Consider the following 21,746-nt stretch of genomic DNA (forward strand, 5'->3'; position numbering starts at 1 on the left):
CAGTTCCTCGCCTTCGGCCCCATGCCCATGTCGTCGGCGATCTCACACAGGACGTGTTCGGTGTTCTGGAGGAGGCCCGTCGGTAATGGCGCGCTGGCGTGCTTGGAGGTAGGCGGTCCAGTCGGTGGCGGACCGGCGGCGCCACTGGACGGCCGTGATCGGGTGGAGGCCGAGCATCGGGCCGAGGACCGCGGGCGGGAGGTCGCACGCGAGGGCCACGAGGGCGGTGGTGCGGGCGGGGCGGTTGGGGATGTGCTGGGTGGCCAGGCGTCGGCTGAGGGCGGCGGCGGAGATGTGGGCGCCGGGCAGGTGGCCGGGGAAAAGCCAGTCGGCGCTGGTGTTCGCGGCCCAGCCTTGGGGAGCGGGGCGGTCGGCGAGGGTGGTGAGAATGTCGGCCAGAGTGGTGGGCAGCGGGATCGGGGTCTGGCCCAGGGTGAGGAACGTCGTCCTGTCGTGGGTGGTCAGGACGGTGTTGGGCAGGGCGGCGATGCGGGTGAGGTGTTGGCCGAACAGCAGGAGGATCGCGCCGGCGGCCCGGACGTCGAGGGCGAGGCGGGTGTCGGTGAGGCACTGGTGGAGGAGGTCCCAATGGGAGTCCTCGTCCAGGCCGACCGGGTCGGCCTTCGGTCGGTGCGGCACGAGGGGGTCGCGGGCGTGGTGGCGGCGGTGGGCCCAGACGACGAAGTCACGGACCTCATAACGAGTTCCTGGGTTGGCCGCGAGCCAGGCGTCGAGGCGGCCTTGGTCGAGAGCGCCGATGGTCAGGCCGTGGCCGACGATCGTGGTGAGGAGCTCGGCCGCGAGGTTGATGCGGGTGTAAGCCCAGCGGATCCGGTGCTTGACCCCGCCCGCCCGGGCGTCCTGATGGCGTTTAGCGCGGGGCAGCAGGGACCAGCGGACGTAGGCGCGGAGCAGGCCACCGTGCTCGGGGTGGCGGGCGACGGTCCGTTCCAGGTGCCGGACGATCCGCACCGCGAGTTCGTCCCGGGGCTCCAGGACCTGGTAGGCGGTCAGCAGGCCGCGTAGGTACTCGGTGGTCATCGCCGTGCCTCGGCCGTCGATCGTGGCGTCGAGGTCGGTGTGGGAGAGCGGGCGGCCGGTGGTCATGAGGTCGCGCAGGAGGCGGGCGGAGCTGGAGCCGCGCAGCCAGTTCAGGACCGTTCCCGGATCCGGGGCCTGGGCCAGCGCCGCCCGCATCGCCGCGAGCGGCCCGGTGCCCCCCGCTTCGGGCACGTCGGTGAACAGGTCCTCCAGGTGGTCGGCGACGGCGCAGCGGTCGCAGAGTCGGCCGACCTTGTAGGAGCGCGGACCGGCGCAGCGTTCGCAGGCGTAGGGGTCGGGCACACCGACGCAGGGCCCGCAGACCCGGCGGTACTCGGCGCGGCCGATCAGTACCCGGGTCCGGCCGCAGCTTGGGCAGGGCATGGGGCGGCTGCGGGCGGTCCGGTAACAGGGGGTGCAGACCGGGCCGAGCGGCCAACGTGCGGTCACGGGTGCGGTGGCGTGGCAGAGCGCGCATGGGGTCGCCGGCCGGGGGCGGCAGTTCGCGCAGGGGTCCAGCTCGGCCGGCTTGCCGCACGTCGAGCAGTTTCGGGTCGCCGCGATCTGCCGGCGACGGCATGCCGCGCAGGTGTCCCGACTCGGCCGGGGGCCGGTCCTCCCGCAGCTCGTGCAGGGTCCGATGTTGCCTCGGGCGGCGAGGATGCCCTCGCAGCCGAGACAGACCCGGCCGCCGGGCACCGCCCTGCGAAGCATCCGGACGCGTCCGCAGCGCAGGCACGCCGGTGCCCGAACTCCGGTGACCCCGTGGTCGGCCAGGGTGGTGATGAGGGCCTGGACAGAGCGGGGTGCGGCGGATGCGCCGCTGACCAGGGCGTCGGGGTGGGCGGTGAGGTGGGCCCGGATGCGGCCACGGGCGGCTGGGGTCAGGTCGGCGACGATCCTGGCCGCGTCCGGATCGGCAAGGTCGGGGAGGGAGGCGGTCATCAGGCGGGCGAGTTCCCGCCAGGTGTCCGGGGCGGAGCCGGGGGCGTTCACCGGTCTCCCGGTCGGGTCAGGCGTACGCGGCGTGCCGGCGGGGCCTTTGCGGCGGTGGTGGTCTCGCCAGTCGCGGTCGGCTTGGCGACCTGGACGTGGGTCTCGGTGACCGTGATCAGGTCGGCCGGGGTGACGTGCAGGATCGAGCAGAGCGCGGCCAGCACGTCCATCGACAGGCGCTGCGGGACCTGGGCGACGAGGCGGTAGACCTGCTCGCGCGAGAGATGGACCCCGTGCTCGGCCAGGGCCGGGATCAGATCGGTGGTCTGGAACATGTCCCGCTCGGCCATCAGCCGACGCAGGTTCCACACGATCCCCATGCGCTTCACCACGACAGCGCCACCTCCTTCTTCGTGCCGGGCTCCAGCCGTCGCCGCAGCGCGCTCTCGATCAGCCGGTTTCGGTACTCGTCAGACACCCACGTGTACAAGGCCGTCGTCGAGCCGTAGGCGTGTCCGACCTGCTGCTGCACGAACCGCTCCGGATACCCGAACTCCACCAGGTGCGTGATGTAGGTGTGCCGCAGGCAGTGCAGGTCCAGCTCGCCCGGCAGCCCGGCTCGTTCGCGCACCGTGGCGAACACCTCGTCCAGGCGCCGCACTCCGATCCGGCCGCACCGCTCCGTCACCCACAACGCCGGATGCCGCCCCGGAGCGAAGCCGGGCCTCACCTCGGCCACCCACTCCTCGATGAGGGGAACGATCCACTCGACCTCCGGAACCGTCAGCACCGTCCGCCGCTTCGGCGGGCTCCCTCGCGACGCCTTCCCGAAGCGCACCTCCACCGCACCCACCCGCCCGTACTGCGGCGCCCGCGGATTCCGCCGCAGGTCCGCGAGATCCAGCATCGCCGCCTCCCGGCGCCGCGTCCCGTAGGCGTAGACCTGCTTGAGGAGGATGGCGTCCCGCCACGCCGCCAGCACCCCCTTGCGCTGCTTCCGGCGGGTCTCCTCGACCCGATCGTCAGCGGCGTCGAAGAACGTCTGGAGCTCGTCGAACGTCAGCGCCCGCCGCCCGGGCCAGCCCTCGTACTCGGCGACGTGAGCCGCGGTGTTCCAGTCGTGACACACCTGAACGGGGAACCGGCCGAACTCCTCCTGGCAGGCGGCCGCCCAGCCGTACCGCGAGTCGGTGATGAACGCGCAGAACATCTCCAGGTCGCCCTGCTGCCCCCGCACCGTCGACCACACCAGCTCGCTGCGCGAGAGCCGGGTGAAGAAGTACGCCTCGACATCCTCGGGGGTCCAGTCCCAGGGGTAGGTACCGGTGAACTCGGCGAACCGACGCACCAGACTGAGCCGGTCGGTGATCGTCTTCTTCGTCAGCAACCGACTGCGCTGCTGCTGTTCCCACCCGGTCAGCATCGCGGTGAACATCGCTGCCTCCGGATCCAACGCGGCCGCATTCGCCGCCCGCACGAGCCGGATCGCCCCCGGCAAACTCGCCCCGCTCAACGCCACCTCCGAGGGTTGCATCAGATGCAACATCGTGGCGTTGAATGCCCCGCCGCAGGTCAGAACTCACCCACCGTCACCTCGACGAGCGACAGCCCCATCCCCCACCTGCCCCAAGCCGTCAGCACGCGGGAGCAGAATGATGCGTCGGGCCCAACTCCGCCTACTTGCTGTCCCAGGCCTCCGCCAGCGGGACAAGGTGATCAATGTCGAGAGCGCGCGCCTCGGTGAAGTACACGTCGTCGTACGGCGAATACCAACGACCCCCGCTGAGAGCACAGTTCGGGCCCTGCTGCGGGGCTTCGACGGCCTCGGCCTTGAGGACTTCGGCCCGTGTGTTGCCGCCGTTCCGGTCGGCGTCGACCCAGAACCCGCTGCTCGTAGCCTGCGCGGCGACACCGTAGCTGCGTTCCTCACCATGAAGGCCGGACTGGTCGCTGCGGCCCGGGCGGCGGCCGAGGCCGACCCAGGGTGGCGTCGCGCGGATCGAGGAAGCGAGGCGGGGGCCACGCTAGGGGTCGTGGACTCTTGGAAGTGGACCCAGGTAGCCTCAGGCAGACCGGGAGCCTGGCTGGGGTACCCGCAACTGCATTGCTCCGTCAGGCTCGTTGTCACATCAGAGTCGGGGGACCGAGTGATCGAGACGATATTCCGCACGGTCGATGTGCCCGCAGAGCACCGGTTCGAGGCTATGCGCGAAAACATGACCAATGTGCACGCGCCGGCCCACCTCAGCAGTGCTCACGCGATCGATTTCTCGGCGGAGATGCGTCTTGTCCGGCTCGGCCGGCTCTGTGTGTGGCCCGCGACGGTCCAGCCTGCGCGTATGTGGCGGACGCCCCGGCTGATCCGGCAGAGCGATCCTGAGCAGTACCACCTCACGCTGATGCTGCGGGGCACCAAGCGCTGCATGCTGACCGGGCGGCAGTTCGGCCCCCACGAGATGCACATGACCGACACGTCACAGCCCTACGAGGTGGAGGTGGTCGACGACCACGGAGAGATCAAGATGATCGGAGTCGAGTTCCCCAAGGCACTCCTACCGCTCCCTGCGGACCAGGTCAACCGGGTGGTCAACCGGCGGCTGCCGGGGCAGCAGGGAATCGGCGTTCTGCTCACGTCCTTCCTCACCGGCCTCACCCGGCACACCGGTTGCTACCGGCCTTCGGACGGGCCACGGCTGGAGACGGTCCTGACGGACCTCTTCTCGGCCGTACTCGCCCATCACCTCGACGCCGAGACCGCGCTCTCCCCCGAAACGCCGCAGCGCACGTTGATGCTGCGCATCCGGTCGCACATCCGGCAGCGCCTGCACGATCAAGAGCTGACTCCGGCCACCGTCGCGGCGGCGCACCACATCTCCACCAGCTACCTCCACCGCCTCTTCCGTAACCATGCCCACGACAGCGACCACGAAGGCACCACGGTCGCCGCCTGGATCCGCCACCAGCGGCTGGAAGCGGCCCGCCGTGATCTGGCCGACCCCGCCCAGCACGCCATCCCGGTCCACCACATAGGACTGCGCTGGGGGTTTTCCCACCATGCTGCCTTCACCCGCGCCTTCCGCTCCGTGTATGGCATGCCCCCCAGGGACTACCGCCACGCGACCTGCCGCCCGGCCGGTCCCGCGCACTGAACTGTCATGAGAGTGAGACTGCCGCCGGGCCTTGGCGGGTGTGCGGCCCTGGCCTGGATCATCCACGCCCGTGCCGACACCCAACCACGAACGGCTCATCCGCCCGCAAGAGTGGTCAGTCGGCTTGCCCGACCTGCGTCACACGGAGCAGGAAGGGACAGTGGATCATCTGACTCCTCAGTGGGCAGCATCATCGCGCGCCGAGCAGGGACGCCGCCTGCGCAGGCTACCAGACACGCCGCCGTGGCGGCCACAGAGACGGTGGCACCGAACAATTTCCTCATGTTCATCCTCCCTGATCACGTCCGGCCTCTCCGGACACACGCATCTTTCGGCGCCCGGGGTCCCGGGCGCATGGGGCGGCTGTCCCATGTACCCAGGACGAGGCGCAGCCCGCCTGCCGCGTGTCTCCGGGGTGTTGTCACGGCCGCACGGCACACCGGCGGGCCCGGCTGTGATCGTCGGCCGTGCCGGCCCGGCCGCGTCGATGCCGACCGGAGGAGATGGCGGACAGAAGCTGAGTGGCGGCGCGGCGGCGGGTCAGCCCTGCGAACGGATGCCTGCTGCCGTGGCGGCCCGCAGCACCATGCCTCACTGCCAGCAGCCTGGCCCCGACAGAGGCCGACGGGCGGCTGTTCGGGCTGAGCTGTCACGGCTCCTCCTCTGCGGGGGTGTCCCGGCCAGTGTCCTACAGCGGCCAGTCTCGCCGGGTGAAGTTCTCGCGAGCGACAGGCCACCAACCTCGCGGCGACTCCCGCCGCAGGCGTGGGGCCAGCATCCACATGCCGGGGGTCGTCTCGTGCTGGGTGTCGTCGGGTGGAGACCAGACGATGTCCTCGTCTTTGAGCTGGATGCCCATCTGGGCCCATCCGGCGACAGCGAGTGGTGTTCTGGTGGAGGCGGGGGCGGGGCGGGATCACCCACGGGAAACGGGGCTTGTCCCAGGGCTTCCAAACGGCTCAGGGCGTCGAGGAGATCCCGGGTGGCGCGTCTCACTCCCAGACACTGTCGGCACCGGAAAGCAAGTTCGGCCAGTCGTCCAGGACAGCCACCGCCTTCTCGGCTGGCACTTCAACTCCGCCGGATTGACAAGAGGAACCGCACGTACCATCGCGTCTTCTTCCCGTACCGTCCGCCGTCTGGCCGTCGGCCTTGTACCGATCAGCGCGGCCAGCGGAGCACCGGCCGTTGACCACCAGGCCACCCCGCCCCGCCGGCACCAGTAGACCGGCACGACCCCGGCCCGGTCACCGGCGACCCGCAGTACGCCCCCGCTCCACCGCAGCGTCAGGAAGGAGCCCGGCAGACGTACGGCGTGCCGCGGATCCCCGGTGCGGGCCGCCGCCAGCGCGGCGCGTCTCTCGGCAGGGCTGGCCAGGCAGTGCCCGGCGGCCATCAGCGTCGTATCGTCCGGCGTGGCATTGAGGACCGTCTCCCGGGCGTCGTGACCGACCGTCCAGGCCCGCGCCCCGGGCACGGCCAGGATCTGGCGCCCGCCGAACACCCCAAAACTGCCTCCTGGCCGGATCCAACTGCGCTGGGAACGCACATCCCGCACAGGCTGGGATGTCACCGCCCGCCTGGGCCTGCCGAGCACCGAGGTACTCCTCGCCGCCCGGCCCAACGCCCCCGACAGCTGGGCGCATCTGATCTGTCCCCCCCACGAGTTGACCGGCCTGTGTGCCGCGCTCGGAGTGGCCACCGCTGCCCTGGGCCTCGCCAACCATCTCGTCGAGATTTGACCGGCACCGGACAAGGGCCGCCCTGCGCCGACCGGCACGGGGCGGCCTCGGCGTAACCCGGCCACTCGGACGGTTCGTACGCTCAGCGCGGGCTTGGTTGCCGGCTCCGGAAGTCCTTCGGGAGTTGACTCCGGAGGTAGGGAGCATGTGCGTCGGTTTCGAAGTCGACGTCTGCGTCGGATTCCTGCCAGACGGTGGGCGGAAGTCGATGTTTGACTGCGTCCATGAAGATCACACAGCCGGACAACGCCCATATCTTCCGCTCCCTGCACACCGCACCTGTACCCCTGGCTCTCGCCAACGCCTGGGATGTTGCGAGCGCCCGCGTCATCGAGGCCGCGGGCGCCCCGGCGATCGCCACGACCAGTGCCGGTGTCGCCTGGTCGCTGGGTTCCCCCGACGGCGATTCCATTAGCCGCGACCGGGCGCTGGAACTGGTCGGCCGAATCGTCACTGCCGTCGCGGTTCCGGTTACCGCGGACATCGAAGGCGGGTACGGGACGGATGCCACCAGCGTTGCCAAGACTGTGACCGGGGTGCTCGATGTCGGCGCCGTCGGTGTCAACATCGAGGACGGCACCCGGCCCCCGACAGAACTCGCGATGCGGCTGGCCGCGGCCCGGCAGGCCGCCGACCGGGCAGGCGCGCACCTGTTCCTCAACGCCCGTATCGACACCTTCCTGTTCGGGCTCGGCGACCCGGACACCCGGCTGAAGGAAACCCTGGCCCGGGCACACATGTATGTTGATGCGGGCGCGGACGGCATCTTCGTCCCCGGCGTCACCGACACCGCCACCATCACGGCGCTGGCCAGGAACATTCCTGTACCGCTGAACGTTATGGCCGGTCCCGGCGCCCCGACCGTTGCCGAGCTCGGCACCCTCGGCGTGGCTCGCGTCAGCCTCGGCTCGGGCGTGGCACAGGCCGCCTACGCTGCCGCCCGCCGCACCGCGCAGGAGCTCTTCGGCACCGGCGACTACGACTCCCTCGCCGAGGGCATGGCCTTCCCGGAACTCAACGCACTGTTCTCCGAGCCCCACTGACCCTGGTCGAGTCAAGGCGCTGCCATCCTGCCCGAGCCGCGTGGCAGGGCGTCTGGCGTGCCACGCGCGGGTGCGGCACGCCGGACGGTGTGCCGAGAACGCCCCGTATGCGGCGGCAGCCTCGGTCGCTGCGGCCTGGCGGCGCCGCTACGTACGGGCCGTGTCGAGCGGGGCTGGCGCGTCGTCCGGCGCGGTCTGCGGGCGCGGGCGCCGGATCTGCGTCGGCCGACTTGGGCGGCGCGGGCACACCGCTGGGCGGCAGGATCCGCAGGGAGCGGACGACCGTACGGCCGGCCGATTCGTTGGCGGCCTCAATAACCTGGATCTGCTCCAGGCGGGTTTTCGTCACCCAGGCCGACGACTCCGGGCACACAGTCTGCCGACCGGAGTTCGCATCGAAGCCACGTGCCTGCCCAGCTCCGGGGTGATATACGCGCCAGTTCAGGCATGCTCTGAGCCTAGGCCCGGTGTTTTCTCGCTCTCGAGCAGCAGCCCGGCGTCCTTGGCCCAATGGAAGAGCTCGCCGCACTTGGGCTGTGTCTCTCGTGAGCGTTGGGCGAGAGTGAGCAACGCATGGCGCACTTCTCTGGTGAGCTGGAAGAGGCGGCGGCTTTCCTGGCCGCCTTTGTAGGAGTACAGCCGTAAAAGACTGACAGCCTGTTCGTCGCGACTCTCGGAGAATGTATCCGGGAGTCCTGCGAGAAGCTCCACATCACGCTTGCCGGTTGCTGCGTCTGCCACAGTGCGCAGAGGTAACGCATCAACCGCCGTGGCGTCGACTGCTGCAGAGTGGATGGCAAGGGCTGTGAGGACCTCGATCAGGCGCTCGCCTTCCGCTGTGTCGATACCCCATGCCCTCAGGTTTTCGTGGCGCCTGGGCCGCCGCCATAGCTCCTGGTCCACCAGCGGCAGGAGAATGCGCCCGATGAAAGTGCAGCGGCGCCACAGCAGATTGTGCTCTGAAGTCATGGCCAGCCTCTTCGCGGTGAAGGGGGTGCTGGAGGTGGCCGAGCCACTTTCAGCACCTGTTCCTTGACTCACGTACTCTCGGCAACTTCATTTGGTCCTGCTTGATTCGTGATCGACACTCTTTGCGGCTCCACCGAGGGGTCAATACGGTGGCCTTGACCGTCGGACATCGGATAACGTCGACTTTCATGCCGGAGTGGGGCATTCGAGTTGCCGAAATACCTTACGCGCAGGGCACGTACAGGACAGGGCTGTAGGCAGTACCGCTCTGCGCGCCCCCAGGCGTGTGCCCCGGCGTCCTACCCCTGACCCACGGTGCAAGTGGCCGCTACAGCTCGAACGCCAACCGCCCGAGCGGGCTGCCGTGCCTGGTCGGCGTGTGAACTGAGTGTCAAGGATGTGGTGACGGACCGTCAAGGACAGCGGCCTTGCGTCACAGTAGGTTGATTTCCACGGCAGCAACGAATGGAGAGATATTCGAGCTTTACGCATGGCACTGACCGTTCTGTCCACGTCCGTGCTCCTGGGCGGGACGGTCACCGCGGCTCAAGCGGACAATGCCCCGCAGGCCAAGGACGGCAGCGGCGTCCAGGCCGTGTACAAGGGACGCAGCATCGACATGTCCAAGAGCTGGGAGGGGGCCACGGTCTGCGTGGAGCAGACCTACGGCGAGTACCGCTGCTACGACGACGATGCCGCCTACCGCGACGCAGAGGGCCTGGCCGGCCCCGCGTCCGATGTGGGAGTCAGCGCATGGGACGACTGCCGCAGCGGGTATTTCTGCATCTGGGAAGACAAGAACTACGCCGGCCGACGCGTCGAGGGCAGGGCGCCAGGTATGCACTATCTGCAGGACCTCACTCCAAGCTTCGCAAACCAGGGCAGCAGCTTCTACAACAACCGGTCGACGAACGCTCATCTGCTCGACGGCTGCACCAGCGACTATCTCCATGCCGATGGGCGTGGCTATTCGCCGGACCTGACGCAGGAGGACCGCCTCGTGTGCAGCGGAAACTACAACGACAAGATTGACCAGATCCTTCTGTTCTGAGGCTGTGCCGTCGGCCCAGCCTTGATCATTCGCGGGCGGTCTGCCGACAAGAAGTCGGTGGACCGCTTCGCGTTGCGACCCGATCGTCTGCGCGTGGAAGCCGGCGGATGCCAGGAGTGGGTCCGCGGGCCGTAGCGTTCGGCCCATTCCCGAACGGGCACCGCCTCGGCCAGCCAGTCCGGTGCCGCGCAGGCCAGCGTCTCCCCTGCCAACTCCAGCCTGTTCAGATCGGGGTGCCAGTCAACTTCTGTGGTGGCGTCACGTCGAGTGAGCCGTCGTTGCCTTTGAATATGCGATGCGGCGGAGTGCAGGGGCGCGTATGATCCCTGGCCGAATGGGGCTCGTAGCGCAGTGGTTGTCGCGCCTTCACCGCATGTGGGAGGACGCCGGTTCGAATCCGGTCGGCCCCATTCCGCTCGCTCTCCAGCAGCTTCGTACAACGTGGAAACGCCCAGCCGTGACTCAGAGTGCCCAGTCACAGAAGTTGTGCCAGAGCCCGTTCTCGCGGACAGAGTCACTGTGCGGCGCGGACGGCGAGGATGACGCTGTTGCCGGCGCGGGCGGTGAGGAGACGTGGGCGGTGGTGAAGGCATCGGGGTTGGTGCTTCGCGCCATGATCTCCCCGAGGCCGTCGCCGGTGACATCGTCGGAGGCGATCACGGACATGCTGGTGCAGTCGGTACCGGTCTCGCACTCATCGCGTAAGTGCGCGGTCTACCGACGGGGTGGGCGTGCGCCGCATGAGCCAGGCGTCGCTGCCCGACGTTCGCTCCGGTCGCAAGACCGGACCAGAACCATATAAGGCGCCCATCTCCGACGCTGCGTCCGCCACCGCCTGGAGCGACCCGCTGCCCGACGTGCCCTCAGTCGTCGTCCTCAGGATACTTTCCGTGGTTCCCGTGGCCATCGATCCCTATCTCCGGTATGACGGCGCTGATGAGCATGGTGGTACCGACGATGAGGCCTCCGGTCCAGAGGCTGCCTGCGGGCGGCGGATCGGCATGGAAGCCGACCAGGTCGGCAAGCCAGACCAGCACACGTAGCAGGGCGGTGGCGGCGAGGACCATGGGGCCGAACGCGACCACAACCATCACGGGGGCTGGCCGCCCCGGAAGCAGGAGCCTGACGCCGTTGCCGATCGTGAGAGCAAGCCCAATGACGGCGCCGCTGCAACTGGCCACGACTAAGTAGGCGAGGAGTGATCCCCAGAACCCGCCGAAGCCGAGGCCACCAAGACAGGCCGCAGCAATGACGAAGCCCGCACCCCGGACCGTCGGTGCCAGGCGCCAGCTCACCGTCCATCTCGTATACCGGATTGTGTAGTACCGCATGGTCCCTCCAGTTCGGCTCGTACCAGTTACGGGCATCCGTCACGAAGCAGTAGCAACTCGTCCGATTCCCAGCCGGACAGCAGCTGACACAACGACATGGATGAGCTCTGATCGCTTTGTCCGGTTGGTAGTTGATGGTGCAATGCGGCACGGGCCTTGTCGGCCGGGCGCCAGGCAGCTCCACGAGCTGCCCGCCGATTACCGTCTTCAAGGTGGCATTCAGGCTGGGCCTCCTTCCTGCCTTGTGCAGTACGCCCGCACGATCCGCCGCGCGGTGGGGCCGGGGCCTGGACCCGAAGGAGTTTCGCGAGCCGGGGCACCCTTTGGTGAAGGCGGTCGGGGTACTGCTGGAGGCCGCTCCGGCCACCGACACCGGCGAGTTGGCGTCGGTGGTGGACGCGTGGGCGGCGCTGTTGAGCATGGCGGTCATCCACCAGCGGCGCATTACGGCGGGGACTGCGTGTTCCTCGGTGGCCAGGACCTCCGCGTAGGGCGGCGCGGGCCGTCTCATACGAGTCAGTACCCCTGAGACGATGGGCGATGTAAACGGCCGGGATCACGCCGCACGCATGATGCCCACCACGGCTTGCCGATATGGAGGCTGGGCGGAGATCCGCCCAGCCTCCGGTGCGTCGACGGGCGAGCACCCGCCCGGCCGGAGTTGTGCGCAGGGCCGGCCGAGCGGGGCGTTCCGCTGTACCGGAGACCCGTCGGGATTCAGTGCGACCAGACAGCTCTTCGTCTCACCTCGTCTCACGTATCTCTCACAGACGAGAGCGCACAGGAGCGCGCGGGAGCCTCTGGTGCTTGGATATCCGCTGTCGCCACGGACCACGGTGGACCAGGCGGACACTGCATAGGCTAGGGAGCATGGCCTACGAGATTCCGGTGACGCAAGCCCGGGCAGAGCTCGCCGATCTGATCAACCGTGTGGTGTACGGCGGTGAGCGAGTGGTCGTGACCCGGCACGGGAAGCCGCTTGTCGCGCTGGTCTCCGCCGCTGACCTGGAGCGACTCGAAACGGAGCGGGAGGTGGCGGAGGAGCGGGTGATCAGCGCGGTCTCCGCGATCCGGCCCGCGCCGTCCGCTCCGGGCGAACGGCGGCGTTTCGGTATCGCGGCCGAACACCGGCCTTCGGAGCACCGGGCGGAGCACCGGCCGGACCGGGACTAGGTCCCGTCCGGAGCGAGGGCCGGTCGGAGAAGTCCTCGACGGAAAAGCCCTCGATCACCGGGCGGGCCGTCCGGGCCTGTCCGGTGATCGAGGGCTGATGCCGCCGTGTCAGCCCGCCAGGGCCGGTTCCGGGGTACGGGTCGCGGGTTCGGCGGGGGCGGGCCCGGGGCGGCGGGCGCCGACCAGCACCGCCGCCAGACCGAGCACCGCCCACAGCGCGAGTGTCAGCAGCGCGGGCCCCGCCGCGGCGCCGTCGAAGAACGCCACCGAGCGGATCAGCGTGCCGCCCGCTCCCGGCGGCAGCCACTGCCCGATCAGGCCGGCCGGCTCCGGCAGCATCTCGGGGGCGCTCGTCATCCCCGAGAACGGATTGCCCAGCAGCACCATCAGCAGGCCCGCGATCCCGAGCCCCGCCTGTCCGACCAGCGCCGCGAGCCCGGCGGCGGCCGCGCCGATGGCCAGGACGGTCAGCCCGAACGCCCCGGCCTGCGCCCACCAGTCGCCGGTGATCACCCCCAGCCAGTTGTCCGCCATGGCGGTGGCGGTGATCCCGACCAGCGCCGCCGCGCCGACCAGGGTGAACGCGGCGCGCGTGCCGCGCAGCCCCAGCAGGGTCACCACCGCGCCCGACGCGACCCCCGCCAGCGACATCGGCAGGGCGCTCGCCCCGAGCGCGCTGCCCCGGGGATCCCCGGCGGGCGCCGCGACCACATCCGTGACCGGGATCTCCGTACCGGCGGGGGCCCGGGCGGTCACCGCCTGGGTGAGCAACTGGGCCACCACCGGGCTCGCCGCCGTCGCCGTCAGCAGCCGGGGCCCCTGCTGGGTGACCACCACCGCGCCGTATACGACCCGGTTCTCGATGGCCGTACGGGCGCCGGCCTCGTCCTTGTACCGGTGAAGCTCGAAGGCGCCCGCCTGCTCCGCGAACCCCCGCTCCAGCGGGGCCACGGCCTCGGTCGGGCCGGCCAGTCCGACCGGCAGGTCGCGCGGGGCGATCCGGGCGGCGGGCCAGGCGAAGGCCCACAGGGCCAGCGCCACGGCGACGGGGACCAGGACCAGCACCGCGATCATGCGCCGTGTCGTCGCGGTACCGGACGGGGCCGGAGCGGACATGCTGCGCCTCGATTCAGGGTTCGTCGGGAGGGGGAACGGCCCGGGCCGCTGGTCCGGGCCGGCAAGCGGCTGGACCGGGAAGGGGCAGGGCCAGGACGTAAAAAGAAGGATCGTTCGTTTTGCTTGTGCCGCCACTGTCTCCGCCTGCCCGTCGCTTGTCAAGAAGGAATGTTCGTTTTACGTTGGCGTCCATGGCCCGTGTATCCCAGGAACACCTCGACGCCCGCCGCCGCCAGATCATCGAGGGCGCCGCGCACTGCTTCGCCCGCAACGGCTTCCACGCCACGTCGATGCAGGACGTCCTCCGCGAGGTCGACCTCTCCGCCGGCGCCGTCTACCGCTACTTCAGCGGCAAGGAGGAGCTGATCGGGGCCATCGTCACCGAGGTGCTGAATCTCATCAGGGACGCCTTCGAGGAGGCCGCGCTGCGCCGGCCGCCCGAGCCGCCGGACGTCGTGGTCGGCACGGTGATGAGCCGGGTCCTGGGCGGTGCCGTCGTGGCGAAGTGGGAGACCCCGGCCGGCTTCGCGCGTCTGATGATCCAGGTGTGGGCCGAGACGCTGCGCAACGAGGAGCTGGCCGCGCTGCTGCGCGAGGGGTACGAGAGTGTGCGCGCGGCCTGGATCAAGGTCGTCGAGGCGTATCAGGAGGCCGGACTGATGCGGGCGGACATCCCCGCGGCCGATGTCGCCAGGACCATGATCGCCACCTGCCAGGGATTCGCCGCCCAGCAGGCGCTGTTCGGCGACGGCTCCCGCGAGGTGCCCGTCGAGGTGCTCCAGAACGGCGTGCGGGGTCTAATGTCGATGGGCGTGCGGGAGATCAGTTAACGCGCCGGAAAAACGTGCGCCTTACCGTGCGAGGTCGGACCACGAGCATCCCGGTCGTGATCCGGCAGAGCACCGACGTCGGCCGGGGTTCCGCTGCGCCCGGCCGCCACCGGGCCGGAGACGATGAGGTGGAAGCGTGCAACTGAGCCCGCACGAGCAGGAACGGCTGCTGATCCATGTGGCCGCGGATGTCGCGGCCAGGCGCAGGGCCCGGGGACTGCGGCTCAACCACCCCGAGGCCGTCGCCCTGATCACCGTGCACATCCTCGAAGGCGCCAGGGACGGGCGTACGGTCGCCGAACTCATGGCGTCGGGACGGAAGGTGCTCTCCCGGGCCGACGTCATGGACGGCATCCCCGAGATGATCCATGACGTGCAGGTGGAGGCCACCTTCCCGGACGGCACCAAACTCGTCACCGTCCACGACCCGATCGTCTGAGGAGGGCACGCCGATGATCCCCGGAGAAATCCTGTACGCGGACGAGCCCGTGGTCCTGAACGAGGGCCGCGAGGTCACCCGGCTGACCGTGCTCAACGCCGCCGACCGGCCCGTCCAGGTCGGCTCCCACTACCACTTCGCCGAGGCCAACCCCGGCCTGGAATTCGACCGCGCCGCCGCGCGCGGCAAGCGGCTGCACATCGCCGCGGGCACCGCCGTACGCTTCGAACCCGGCATCCCGGTCGACATCGCGCTCGTACCGCTCGCCGGTCTCCGGGTCGTACCGGGCCTGCGGGGCGAGACGGGAGGGTCCCTCGATGACTGAGCTGTCCCGCGCCGTGTACGCGGATCTCTTCGGCCCCACCGCCGGCGACCGGGTCCGTCTCGCCGACACCGATCTGCTGGTCGAGATCGAGGAGGACCGCTCCGGCGGACCGGGCCGTGCCGGGGACGAGGCGGTGTTCGGCGGCGGCAAGGTGATCCGTGAGTCGATGGGCCAGTCCCGTACGACCCGGGCCGAGGGCGCGCCCGACACCGTGATCACCGGTGCTCTGATCATCGATCACTGGGGCATCGTCAAAGCCGACATCGGGGTACGGGACGGCCGTATCACCGGTATCGGCAAGGCCGGGAACCCCGACACCATGGACGGCGTCCACCCCGATCTGGTCATCGGGCCCGAGACCGAAGTCATCGTGGGCAACGGGAAGATCGTCACCGCCGGGGCGATCGACGCGCATGTCCACTTCATCTCGCCGACCGTCGTCGAGCAGGCACTGGCGACCGGAATCACCACTCTTGTCGGCGGCGGCACCGGACCGGCCGAGGGCACCAAGGCCACCACCATCACCCCCGGGCCCTGGCATCTCGCCCGGATGTTCGAGGCGTTGGAGACCTTCCCGGTCAATGTGGGGCTGCTCGGCAAGGGCAACACGATGTCGCGCGAGGCGATGCGTTCTCAACTGCGGGGCGGCGCCCTGGGGTTCAAGATCCATGAGGACTGGGGCGCCACGCCTGCCGTCATCGACGCCTGTCTGAGCGTCTGCGAGGAGTCCGGTGCCCAACTCGCCATCCACACGGACACCTTGAACGAAGCGGGCTTTGTGGCGGACACCCTCGCGGCCGTCGCGGGACGCACCATCCACGCGTACCACACCGAGGGCGCGGGCGGCGGGCACGCCCCGGACATCATCACCGTCGTCAGCGAGCCGTACGTACTGCCCAGCTCCACCAATCCGACCCGGCCGCACACCGTCAACACCATCGAGGAACACCTCGACATGCTGATGGTCTGTCACCACCTCAACCCGGCCGTGCCCGAGGACCTCGCGTTCGCCGAGTCCCGGATCCGGCCCTCCACCATCGCGGCCGAGGACGTCCTGCACGACCTCGGCGCGATCTCGATCATCTCCTCCGACTCCCAGGCCATGGGCCGGGTCGGCGAAGTGATCACACGCACCTGGCAGACGGCGCATGTGATGAAGAAGCGCCGCGGCGCGCTGCCCGGCGACGGCCGCGCCGACAACCACCGGGCACGCCGCTATGTCGCCAAATACACCATCAACCCGGCGGTCGCCCAGGGCCTCGACCACGAGATCGGCTCGGTCGAGACCGGCAAGCTCGCCGATCTCGTGCTCTGGGATCCCGCCTTCTTCGGGGTGAAGCCACAGCTTGTCATCAAGGGCGGACAGATCGCGTACGCGCAGATGGGCGACGCCAACGCCTCCATCCCGACCCCGCAACCGGTGCTGCCGCGCCCGATGTTCGGGGCGCTCGGGCGGGCGGCGGCCTCGGGCTCGGTCAACTTCGTGGCACCGGCGGCCGTTGAGGACGGGCTGCCCGAACGGCTCGGTCTGGCCAAGGAGTTCGTGCCGATCGGCAACACCCGGCGGATCACCAAGGCCGACATGCGGGAGAACGACGCGCTGCCGCGGGTCGAGGTCGACGCCGACACCTTCACGGTATCCATCGACGGCGAGCCGGTCGAGCCGGCGCCCGCCGCCGAACTCCCGCTCGCCCAGCGCTACTTCCTGTTCTGATGGGCACCCCGGGCGCGCCTCCGGTGTCCGCGGGCCGGGCCGCGCTGCTGGTGCTCGCCGACGGGCGGTTCCCCGCGGGCGGCCATGCCCACTCGGGCGGCGCCGAGGCGGCCGTCAGGGCGGGGCGTATCCGCGACGCCCGGGACCTGGCGGTGTTCTGCCGGGGGCGGCTGCACACCGCCGGGCTGACCGCGGCGGCGCTGGCCGCGGCGGCGGCCCTGGGCCTCGACCCGCTGGTGCTGGACGAGGCCGCCGATGCCCGGACGCCCTCACCCGCGCTGCGGGCCACGGCGCGCAGGCTCGGCCGGCAGCTCATGCGCGCCGCCCGCGCCACCTGGCCGGGTCCGGAGCTGGACGCGCTCGCCGCCGCCCGGCCGCGCGGGGCGCACCAGCCGGTGGTGCTCGGGCTCACCGCGCGCTCGGCCGGGCTGAGCCTCGAGGACGCCGCCCACTGCGCGGTGTACGAGACGGTCGGCGGGCCCGCCACCGCGGCCGTACGGCTCCTCAGCCTGGACCCCTTCGAGGCCACCGCCGTCCTCGCCCGCCTCGCACCCGACCTCGACCGGGTCGCGGGCCGGGCGGCGGAGTACGCGCGGCAGGCGGAGCGGGAAGGCACCGACGCGCTGCCCGCCGCCTCGGCGCCGCTGCTCGACATCGGCGCGGAGACCCACGCGGCCTGGCCGGTGAGGCTGTTCGCCTCATGACCGACGCCCCGGCGGGGGACCGCCCCGTACCTCCGGCTCTGTATCCCCGCCCCGTACCCCGGCCCCTCTCCGTACAGTCCCGACAGGAGTCGCTCCATGCATATCGACCACAGTCACCAGGGCCCGGCCGCCGTCGGCGCGGATGCCGTGCGGCCCGACGGCAGGCGGCGCGCGCTGCGGATCGGGCTCGGCGGGCCCGTCGGGTCGGGGAAGACCGCGGCCGTCGCCGCGCTCTGCCGGGCCCTGCGCGACCGGCTCTCGCTCGCCGTCGTCACCAATGACATCTACACCCGCGAGGACGCCGAGTTCCTGCTCCGTGAAGCCGTTCTGCCGCCCGAGCGCATCCAGGCCGTGGAGACCGGAGCCTGTCCGCACACCGCGATCCGTGACGACATCTCCGCCAATCTCGAAGCCGTCGAGGATCTGGAGGACACGGCCGGGCCGCTCGATCTGATCCTGGTCGAGTCCGGCGGCGACAATCTCACCGCCACCTTCTCCAAGGGCCTGGTCGACGCGCAGATCTTTGTGATCGATGTGGCAGGAGGCGACGACATCCCGCGCAAGGGCGGCCCCGGGGTCACCACCGCCGATCTGCTCGTCATCAACAAGACGGACCTCGCTCCGTATGTCGGCTCCGACCTCGGCAGGATGGCCCGCGACGCCAAGGAGCAGCGCGGCGAACTGCCCGTCGCCCTCACCTCGTTGAAGGCCCCGGGCGGTGTGGAGCCGGTCACGGAGTGGGTGCTCGGGCGCCTCGCCGACTGGACCGCGTGAGCGCCCGCCGTACGGGCGTCCGCGCCACCGCCCGTATCGTTGCGACCCCCACCGGACTGCCGGTACTCGCGGGCGAGGGACCGCTCGCGCTGCGCCGGACCCGCGCCACCGGACCCGGCGCCCGGGTCACCGTCGTCGGCGCGATGAGCGCGCCCCTCGGCGGCGACCGGCTCGCGATCGAGGCGGACGTACGGGACGGTGCCCAGCTCACCGTGGACTCCGCCGCCGCCACGGTCGCCCTGCCGGGCCGCGACGGCGGGCCCGCCCACTACGACGTACGGCTGACCGTCGGCGAGCGCGCCGAGCTGAACTGGCTGCCGGAGCAGCTCATTTCCGCCTACGGCAGCGACCTCCGGATGCGTACGCGCGTCGAACTCGCCGCCACCGGGCGCCTGCTGCTCCGCGAGGAACAGATCCTGGGCCGCCACGGCGAAGCGCCCGGCACCCTCTCGACCCGGCTCACCGTGCTGCGCGCGGGCCGCCCGCTCCTCGACCAGGAGCTTTCGTACGGCCCCGGAGCCCCCGCCGGCTGGGACGGTGGAGCGGTCCTCGGCGGCCATCGAGCGGTCGGCCAACTCCTGCTCGTAGGCACGGAGTTCGAGGAGAAACCGGCCTCCCCGCGGCTGCTGGGCGAGACCGCCGTACTCACCCCGCTGGCCGGACCCGCCGTCCTGATCACGGCCGTCGCGCCGGACGCCCTGCGGCTGCGCCGCGTGCTGGACGAGGCGCTGCACACCTCCGAGTACCGCTGAGCGGGACAGCCCGTACCGGTTATTGGTTCGGTAAAGAAATGCCGGTATGGCCTGTTCGCGGCGACGCCACAGACGAAAGGATCCCGGGGAGTCCCATTGAACGCGTTGCCGCAGGCAGCGAAACACAACAGGGGGAGGTTCCACTTGAGACGCACCGCAGTGCTCGGCTCGGCCGGCACTCTGCTCGCGGGCACGCTGATAGCCGGCGCCATGGCCGCTCCGGCGGCGAACGCCGACGGACGCCACCACGGCGACCCCGCGGCGTACGGCGCCACGGTCGCGGCGGAACGCGCCGCGAAGGCGGGCATCGACTGGCAGGACTGTCCGGCCGACTGGTCACTGGAGAAGCCCATCCAGTGCGGCTATGTGAACGTCCCGCTCGACTACGCCAAGCCGAACGGCCGGCAGATCAGGCTCGCCGTCGACCGTATCGCCAGCACGGGCACCAAGGACCAGCGCCAGGGCGCGCTGATCTACAACCCGGGCGGTCCCGGCGGCTCCGGCATGGCGTTCCCGCGCCGGGTCGTCACCAAGAACGCCATCTGGGCGGACGCGGCGAAGGCGTACGACTTCGTGGGCTTCGACCCGCGCGGGGTCGGCCGCTCGACCCCCATCTCCTGTGTCGACCCGCAGGAGTTCGTCAAGGCGCCCAAGCTCGACCCGGTCCCCGACAGCGAGGCCGACAAGCGCGCCCAGCGCAAGCTCGCCGCCGAGTACGCGGACGGCTGCAAGGAGCGCAGCGGCTGGATGCTGCCGCACATGACGACGCCCAACACCGCCCGGGACCTGGATGTCATCAGGGCCGCGCTCGGTGAGAAGAAGCTCAACTACCTGGGCGTCTCGTACGGTACGTACCTGGGCGCCGTCTACGGCACGCTGTTCCCGACCCATGTGCGCCGCATGGTCGTCGACAGTGTGGTCAACCCGTCGAAGGAGAAGATCTGGTACCAGGCCAACCTGGACCAGGACGTCGCCTTCGAGACCCGGTTCCAGGACTGGATGAAGTGGGTCGCCCAGAACGACGCGGCCTTCCACATCGGCTCCACCCCCGCCGCGGTCGAGCAGCAGTGGGAGAAGCTGCGGGCCGCCGCCAAGAAGAACCCGATCGGCGGGGTCGTCGGGCCCGCCGAGCTGCTCGGGCTCTTCCAGAGCGCCCCGTACTACGACTCCAGTTGGGTGCCCGTCGCCTCGGTCTGGAGCGACTACCTGGCCGGTGACACCCAGGCGCTCGTCGACGCCGCGGCCCCGGACCTGTCCGACACCAAGGGCAACGCCTCGGCCGAGAACGGCAACGCCGTCTACACGGCCGTCGAGTGCGCGGACGCGCAGTGGCCCACGAACTGGCGGACCTGGGACCGGGACAACACCCGGCTGCACCGGGACCACCCGTTCCTGACCTGGTCCAACGCCTGGCTGAACCTGCCGTGCGCCACCTGGGGCGTCAAGCAGCAGACCCCGATTCAGGTCAAGACCGGCAAGGGGCTGCCGCCGGTGCTGATCACGCAGTCCACGCGTGACGCGGCCACGCCGTACGAGGGCGCCGTCGAGCTGCACAAGCGGTTCGCGGGTTCGCGCCTGATCACGGAGCGGGACGCCGGTTCGCACGGCATCACCAACCTGGTGAACCCGTGCATCAACGACCGGGTGAAGGCCTATCTGCTGACCGGCGCGCTGGACAGCGCCGATGTGACGTGCGGTCCGCACGCCACGCCGAAGCCGTAAGGCCGACGTGTACGCGTAGCCCAGCAGGAGCATCGAGTACGAGTTGGGGCGACCGGTCCGGCCAGGGCCGGTCGCCCTTTTTCCGGGCCCTGTCAGTGCCGGCGCCGCGGGAACTTCCACGGCCGCCCGGCCTCGGTCCGCCTGCCCTTGCCCTCGCCCCTGGTCTGTTTGCCGGCCTGTTTGCCCTTCGCCTGCTCGGCCTTCACCTCGGCCGCGTAGCGGTCCACGTACTCCTGCCCGGACAGCCCCAGGATCGCGTACATGATCTCGTCGGTGACCGCCCGGACCGCCGCCCGCTCGTTCTCCAGACCGGCGTAGCGCGAGAACTCCAGCGGCTCGCCGAACCGGATCGTGACCCGGCGGATGCTCGGTACGACCTGACCGGGCGGCTGGATCTCGAACGTACCGACCATGGCGCACGGCACCACCGGCACCTGCGCCCTGATCGCCATCACCGCGACCCCGACCTTGCCCTTGTAGAGCCGTCCGTCGTGCGAGCGGGTGCCCTCGGGATAGATCCCCAGCAACTCGTCCCTGCCCAGCACCGCGAGCCCTTCCCTGATCGCCGCGCTTCCGGCCTCCTTGCCCGACCGGTCCACCGGAATCTGCCCGGCGCTGCGGAAGAAGAAGGCGGTCAGCCGACCCCTGAGACCGGGGCCCGTGAAGTACTCGGCCTTGGCGAGGAAGGTGATGCGCCGCTTCAGGATCGCGGGCATCAGGAAGTGGTCGGAGAACGAGAGATGGTTGCCCGCGACGATGGCCGGGCCATGGGCCGGGATGTGTTCCAGGCCCTCGATCCGCGGCCGGAAGAGCAGCCGCAACAGGGGACCCAGCAGCACATATTTGAGGACGTAATAGAACACGGGATGCGCTCCTCACTGGCCCGACCGGCTCCCGGGGTGCCATATTCCCAGGTCAGTGGGGGCTCCGGCGGG

General features: G+C 70.3%; 21 protein-coding genes, 1 tRNA gene and 1 pseudogene. 14 read left to right on the top strand and 9 right to left on the bottom strand.

The genetic code is table 11. From position 1 onward, the window contains the following. Positions 1 to 42: 42 nt before the first annotated feature. From KQY30_RS31515 to KQY30_RS36810, 4 genes and pseudogenes are all read right to left on the bottom strand, one after another. Positions 43 to 2,037 carry a hypothetical protein gene (locus tag KQY30_RS31515; protein ID WP_217309950.1) on the bottom strand — a complete coding sequence of 665 codons (1,995 nt, stop codon included), beginning with the start codon at positions 2,035 to 2,037 and terminating at the stop codon, positions 43 to 45. Continuing rightward, positions 2,034 to 2,369, bottom strand: a complete 336-nt coding sequence (locus KQY30_RS31520; RefSeq protein WP_055600122.1) for a helix-turn-helix transcriptional regulator — start codon at positions 2,367 to 2,369, stop codon at positions 2,034 to 2,036. Before KQY30_RS31520 ends, KQY30_RS31515 begins: the two co-directional genes overlap by 4 nt. Continuing rightward, on the bottom strand, positions 2,363 to 3,412 hold the full coding sequence (locus KQY30_RS31525; RefSeq protein WP_254407401.1) for a tyrosine-type recombinase/integrase: 1,050 nt from the start codon (positions 3,410 to 3,412) through the stop codon (positions 2,363 to 2,365). Before KQY30_RS31525 ends, KQY30_RS31520 begins: the two co-directional genes overlap by 7 nt. Positions 3,413 to 3,659: 247 nt before the next feature. Beyond that, positions 3,660 to 3,857 (bottom strand): annotated as a pseudogene (locus KQY30_RS36810) (HNH endonuclease); the annotation flags it as partial. 267 nt (positions 3,858 to 4,124) lie between these two features. Between KQY30_RS36810 and KQY30_RS31530 the strand changes: the two are divergent. Next, on the top strand, positions 4,125 to 5,126 hold the full coding sequence (locus KQY30_RS31530; RefSeq protein ID WP_254407402.1) for an AraC family transcriptional regulator: 1,002 nt from the start codon (positions 4,125 to 4,127) through the stop codon (positions 5,124 to 5,126). A gap of 1,966 nt (positions 5,127 to 7,092) precedes the next feature. Next, positions 7,093 to 7,911, top strand: coding sequence for an isocitrate lyase/phosphoenolpyruvate mutase family protein (locus KQY30_RS31535; RefSeq protein WP_217309952.1), 819 nt, complete (start codon positions 7,093 to 7,095; stop codon positions 7,909 to 7,911). A 441-nt stretch (positions 7,912 to 8,352) separates the two neighbouring features. On the opposite strand, the gene KQY30_RS36820 is transcribed toward KQY30_RS31535, so the two are convergent. Next, positions 8,353 to 8,880, bottom strand: coding sequence for a hypothetical protein (locus KQY30_RS36820; protein WP_254407404.1), 528 nt, complete (start codon positions 8,878 to 8,880; stop codon positions 8,353 to 8,355). A gap of 490 nt (positions 8,881 to 9,370) precedes the next feature. Here KQY30_RS36820 and KQY30_RS31545 point away from each other — a divergent pair, with 490 nt between their 5' ends. Together KQY30_RS31545 and KQY30_RS31550 are read left to right on the top strand one after the other, a co-directional pair. Continuing rightward, on the top strand, positions 9,371 to 9,931 hold the full coding sequence (locus KQY30_RS31545) for a peptidase inhibitor family I36 protein (protein WP_217309953.1): 561 nt from the start codon (positions 9,371 to 9,373) through the stop codon (positions 9,929 to 9,931). A 336-nt stretch (positions 9,932 to 10,267) separates the two neighbouring features. Beyond that, a tRNA-Ala gene (locus tag KQY30_RS31550) sits at positions 10,268 to 10,341 on the top strand. A gap of 52 nt (positions 10,342 to 10,393) precedes the next feature. Here KQY30_RS31550 and KQY30_RS31555 read toward each other — a convergent pair. Beyond that, complete coding sequence (locus KQY30_RS31555; RefSeq protein WP_217309954.1) at positions 10,394 to 10,597, bottom strand: hypothetical protein; 204 nt, start codon at positions 10,595 to 10,597, stop codon at positions 10,394 to 10,396. Between the two features lie 197 nt (positions 10,598 to 10,794). Further along, complete coding sequence (locus KQY30_RS31560) at positions 10,795 to 11,262, bottom strand: hypothetical protein (RefSeq protein WP_217309955.1); 468 nt, start codon at positions 11,260 to 11,262, stop codon at positions 10,795 to 10,797. Between the two features lie 212 nt (positions 11,263 to 11,474). On the opposite strand from KQY30_RS31560, the gene KQY30_RS31565 reads away from it, so the two are divergent. Then, complete coding sequence (locus KQY30_RS31565) at positions 11,475 to 11,753, top strand: hypothetical protein (RefSeq protein WP_217309956.1); 279 nt, start codon at positions 11,475 to 11,477, stop codon at positions 11,751 to 11,753. Between the two features lie 379 nt (positions 11,754 to 12,132). Then, positions 12,133 to 12,435, top strand: coding sequence for a type II toxin-antitoxin system Phd/YefM family antitoxin (locus KQY30_RS31570; RefSeq protein WP_217309957.1), 303 nt, complete (start codon positions 12,133 to 12,135; stop codon positions 12,433 to 12,435). A 108-nt stretch (positions 12,436 to 12,543) separates the two neighbouring features. Here the strand turns inward: KQY30_RS31570 and KQY30_RS31575 are convergent, their stop codons facing one another. Further along, on the bottom strand, positions 12,544 to 13,551 hold the full coding sequence (locus KQY30_RS31575) for an ABC transporter permease (protein WP_217309958.1): 1,008 nt from the start codon (positions 13,549 to 13,551) through the stop codon (positions 12,544 to 12,546). Between the two features lie 191 nt (positions 13,552 to 13,742). On the opposite strand from KQY30_RS31575, the gene KQY30_RS31580 reads away from it, so the two are divergent. From KQY30_RS31580 to KQY30_RS31615, 8 genes are all read left to right on the top strand, one after another. Then, a complete protein-coding gene (locus KQY30_RS31580; RefSeq protein WP_217309959.1) occupies positions 13,743 to 14,381 on the top strand; it encodes a TetR/AcrR family transcriptional regulator in 639 nt (212 codons plus the stop codon). A gap of 136 nt (positions 14,382 to 14,517) precedes the next feature. After that, the gene (locus KQY30_RS31585) at positions 14,518 to 14,820 is read left to right on the top strand and encodes an urease subunit gamma (RefSeq protein ID WP_217309960.1); all 303 of its coding nucleotides are present in this window, start codon (positions 14,518 to 14,520) and stop codon (positions 14,818 to 14,820) included. A gap of 13 nt (positions 14,821 to 14,833) precedes the next feature. Then, positions 14,834 to 15,145, top strand: coding sequence for an urease subunit beta (locus KQY30_RS31590; protein WP_217309961.1), 312 nt, complete (start codon positions 14,834 to 14,836; stop codon positions 15,143 to 15,145). Next, positions 15,138 to 16,859: an urease subunit alpha gene (locus KQY30_RS31595; protein WP_217309962.1), complete on the top strand. Its 1,722-nt coding sequence runs from the start codon at positions 15,138 to 15,140 to the stop codon at positions 16,857 to 16,859. The genes KQY30_RS31590 and KQY30_RS31595 overlap by 8 nt, the downstream gene beginning before the upstream one ends. Further along, entirely contained in the window at positions 16,859 to 17,563 is a 705-nt protein-coding gene (locus tag KQY30_RS31600) for an urease accessory protein UreF (RefSeq protein ID WP_217309963.1), read from the top strand. Before KQY30_RS31595 ends, KQY30_RS31600 begins: the two co-directional genes overlap by 1 nt. A gap of 96 nt (positions 17,564 to 17,659) precedes the next feature. Continuing rightward, on the top strand, positions 17,660 to 18,337 hold the full coding sequence (gene ureG / locus KQY30_RS31605; RefSeq protein WP_217309964.1) for an urease accessory protein UreG: 678 nt from the start codon (positions 17,660 to 17,662) through the stop codon (positions 18,335 to 18,337). Continuing rightward, entirely contained in the window at positions 18,334 to 19,089 is a 756-nt protein-coding gene (locus KQY30_RS31610; RefSeq protein WP_217309965.1) for an urease accessory protein UreD, read from the top strand. Before ureG ends, KQY30_RS31610 begins: the two co-directional genes overlap by 4 nt. Positions 19,090 to 19,299: 210 nt before the next feature. Next, positions 19,300 to 20,811 (top strand): alpha/beta hydrolase, encoded by a 1,512-nt coding sequence (locus KQY30_RS31615; RefSeq protein ID WP_217311425.1) that lies wholly within the window; start codon positions 19,300 to 19,302, stop codon positions 20,809 to 20,811. A 92-nt stretch (positions 20,812 to 20,903) separates the two neighbouring features. On the opposite strand, the gene KQY30_RS31620 is transcribed toward KQY30_RS31615, so the two are convergent. After that, positions 20,904 to 21,674 (bottom strand): 1-acyl-sn-glycerol-3-phosphate acyltransferase, encoded by a 771-nt coding sequence (locus KQY30_RS31620; RefSeq protein ID WP_217309966.1) that lies wholly within the window; start codon positions 21,672 to 21,674, stop codon positions 20,904 to 20,906. Between the last annotated feature and the right edge of the window lie 72 nt (positions 21,675 to 21,746).

It is taken from the genome of Streptomyces sp. GMY02 (genome assembly GCF_019056675.1).
Classification (GTDB): Bacteria; Actinomycetota; Actinomycetes; order Streptomycetales; family Streptomycetaceae; genus Streptomyces; species Streptomyces odonnellii.

Bases quoted from the DNA above. Each gene is read 5' to 3' on its own strand.
- KQY30_RS31525 (WP_254407401.1), bottom strand. From the start codon at position 3,412: ATGTTCACCGCGATGCTGACCGGGTGGGAACAGCAGCAGCGCAGTCGG.
- KQY30_RS31535 (WP_217309952.1), top strand. From the start codon at position 7,093: ATGAAGATCACACAGCCGGACAACGCCCATATCTTCCGCTCCCTGCAC.
- KQY30_RS36820 (WP_254407404.1), bottom strand. From the start codon at position 8,880: ATGACTTCAGAGCACAATCTGCTGTGGCGCCGCTGCACTTTCATCGGG.
- KQY30_RS31545 (WP_217309953.1), top strand. From the start codon at position 9,371: ATGGCACTGACCGTTCTGTCCACGTCCGTGCTCCTGGGCGGGACGGTC.
- KQY30_RS31555 (WP_217309954.1), bottom strand. From the start codon at position 10,597: ATGTCCGTGATCGCCTCCGACGATGTCACCGGCGACGGCCTCGGGGAG.
- KQY30_RS31560 (WP_217309955.1), bottom strand. From the start codon at position 11,262: ATGCGGTACTACACAATCCGGTATACGAGATGGACGGTGAGCTGGCGC.
- KQY30_RS31570 (WP_217309957.1), top strand. From the start codon at position 12,133: ATGGCCTACGAGATTCCGGTGACGCAAGCCCGGGCAGAGCTCGCCGAT.
- KQY30_RS31575 (WP_217309958.1), bottom strand. From the start codon at position 13,551: ATGTCCGCTCCGGCCCCGTCCGGTACCGCGACGACACGGCGCATGATC.
- KQY30_RS31580 (WP_217309959.1), top strand. From the start codon at position 13,743: ATGGCCCGTGTATCCCAGGAACACCTCGACGCCCGCCGCCGCCAGATC.
- KQY30_RS31590 (WP_217309961.1), top strand. From the start codon at position 14,834: ATGATCCCCGGAGAAATCCTGTACGCGGACGAGCCCGTGGTCCTGAAC.
- KQY30_RS31595 (WP_217309962.1), top strand. From the start codon at position 15,138: ATGACTGAGCTGTCCCGCGCCGTGTACGCGGATCTCTTCGGCCCCACC.
- KQY30_RS31600 (WP_217309963.1), top strand. From the start codon at position 16,859: ATGGGCACCCCGGGCGCGCCTCCGGTGTCCGCGGGCCGGGCCGCGCTG.
- ureG (WP_217309964.1), top strand. From the start codon at position 17,660: ATGCATATCGACCACAGTCACCAGGGCCCGGCCGCCGTCGGCGCGGAT.
- KQY30_RS31615 (WP_217311425.1), top strand. From the start codon at position 19,300: ATGGCCGCTCCGGCGGCGAACGCCGACGGACGCCACCACGGCGACCCC.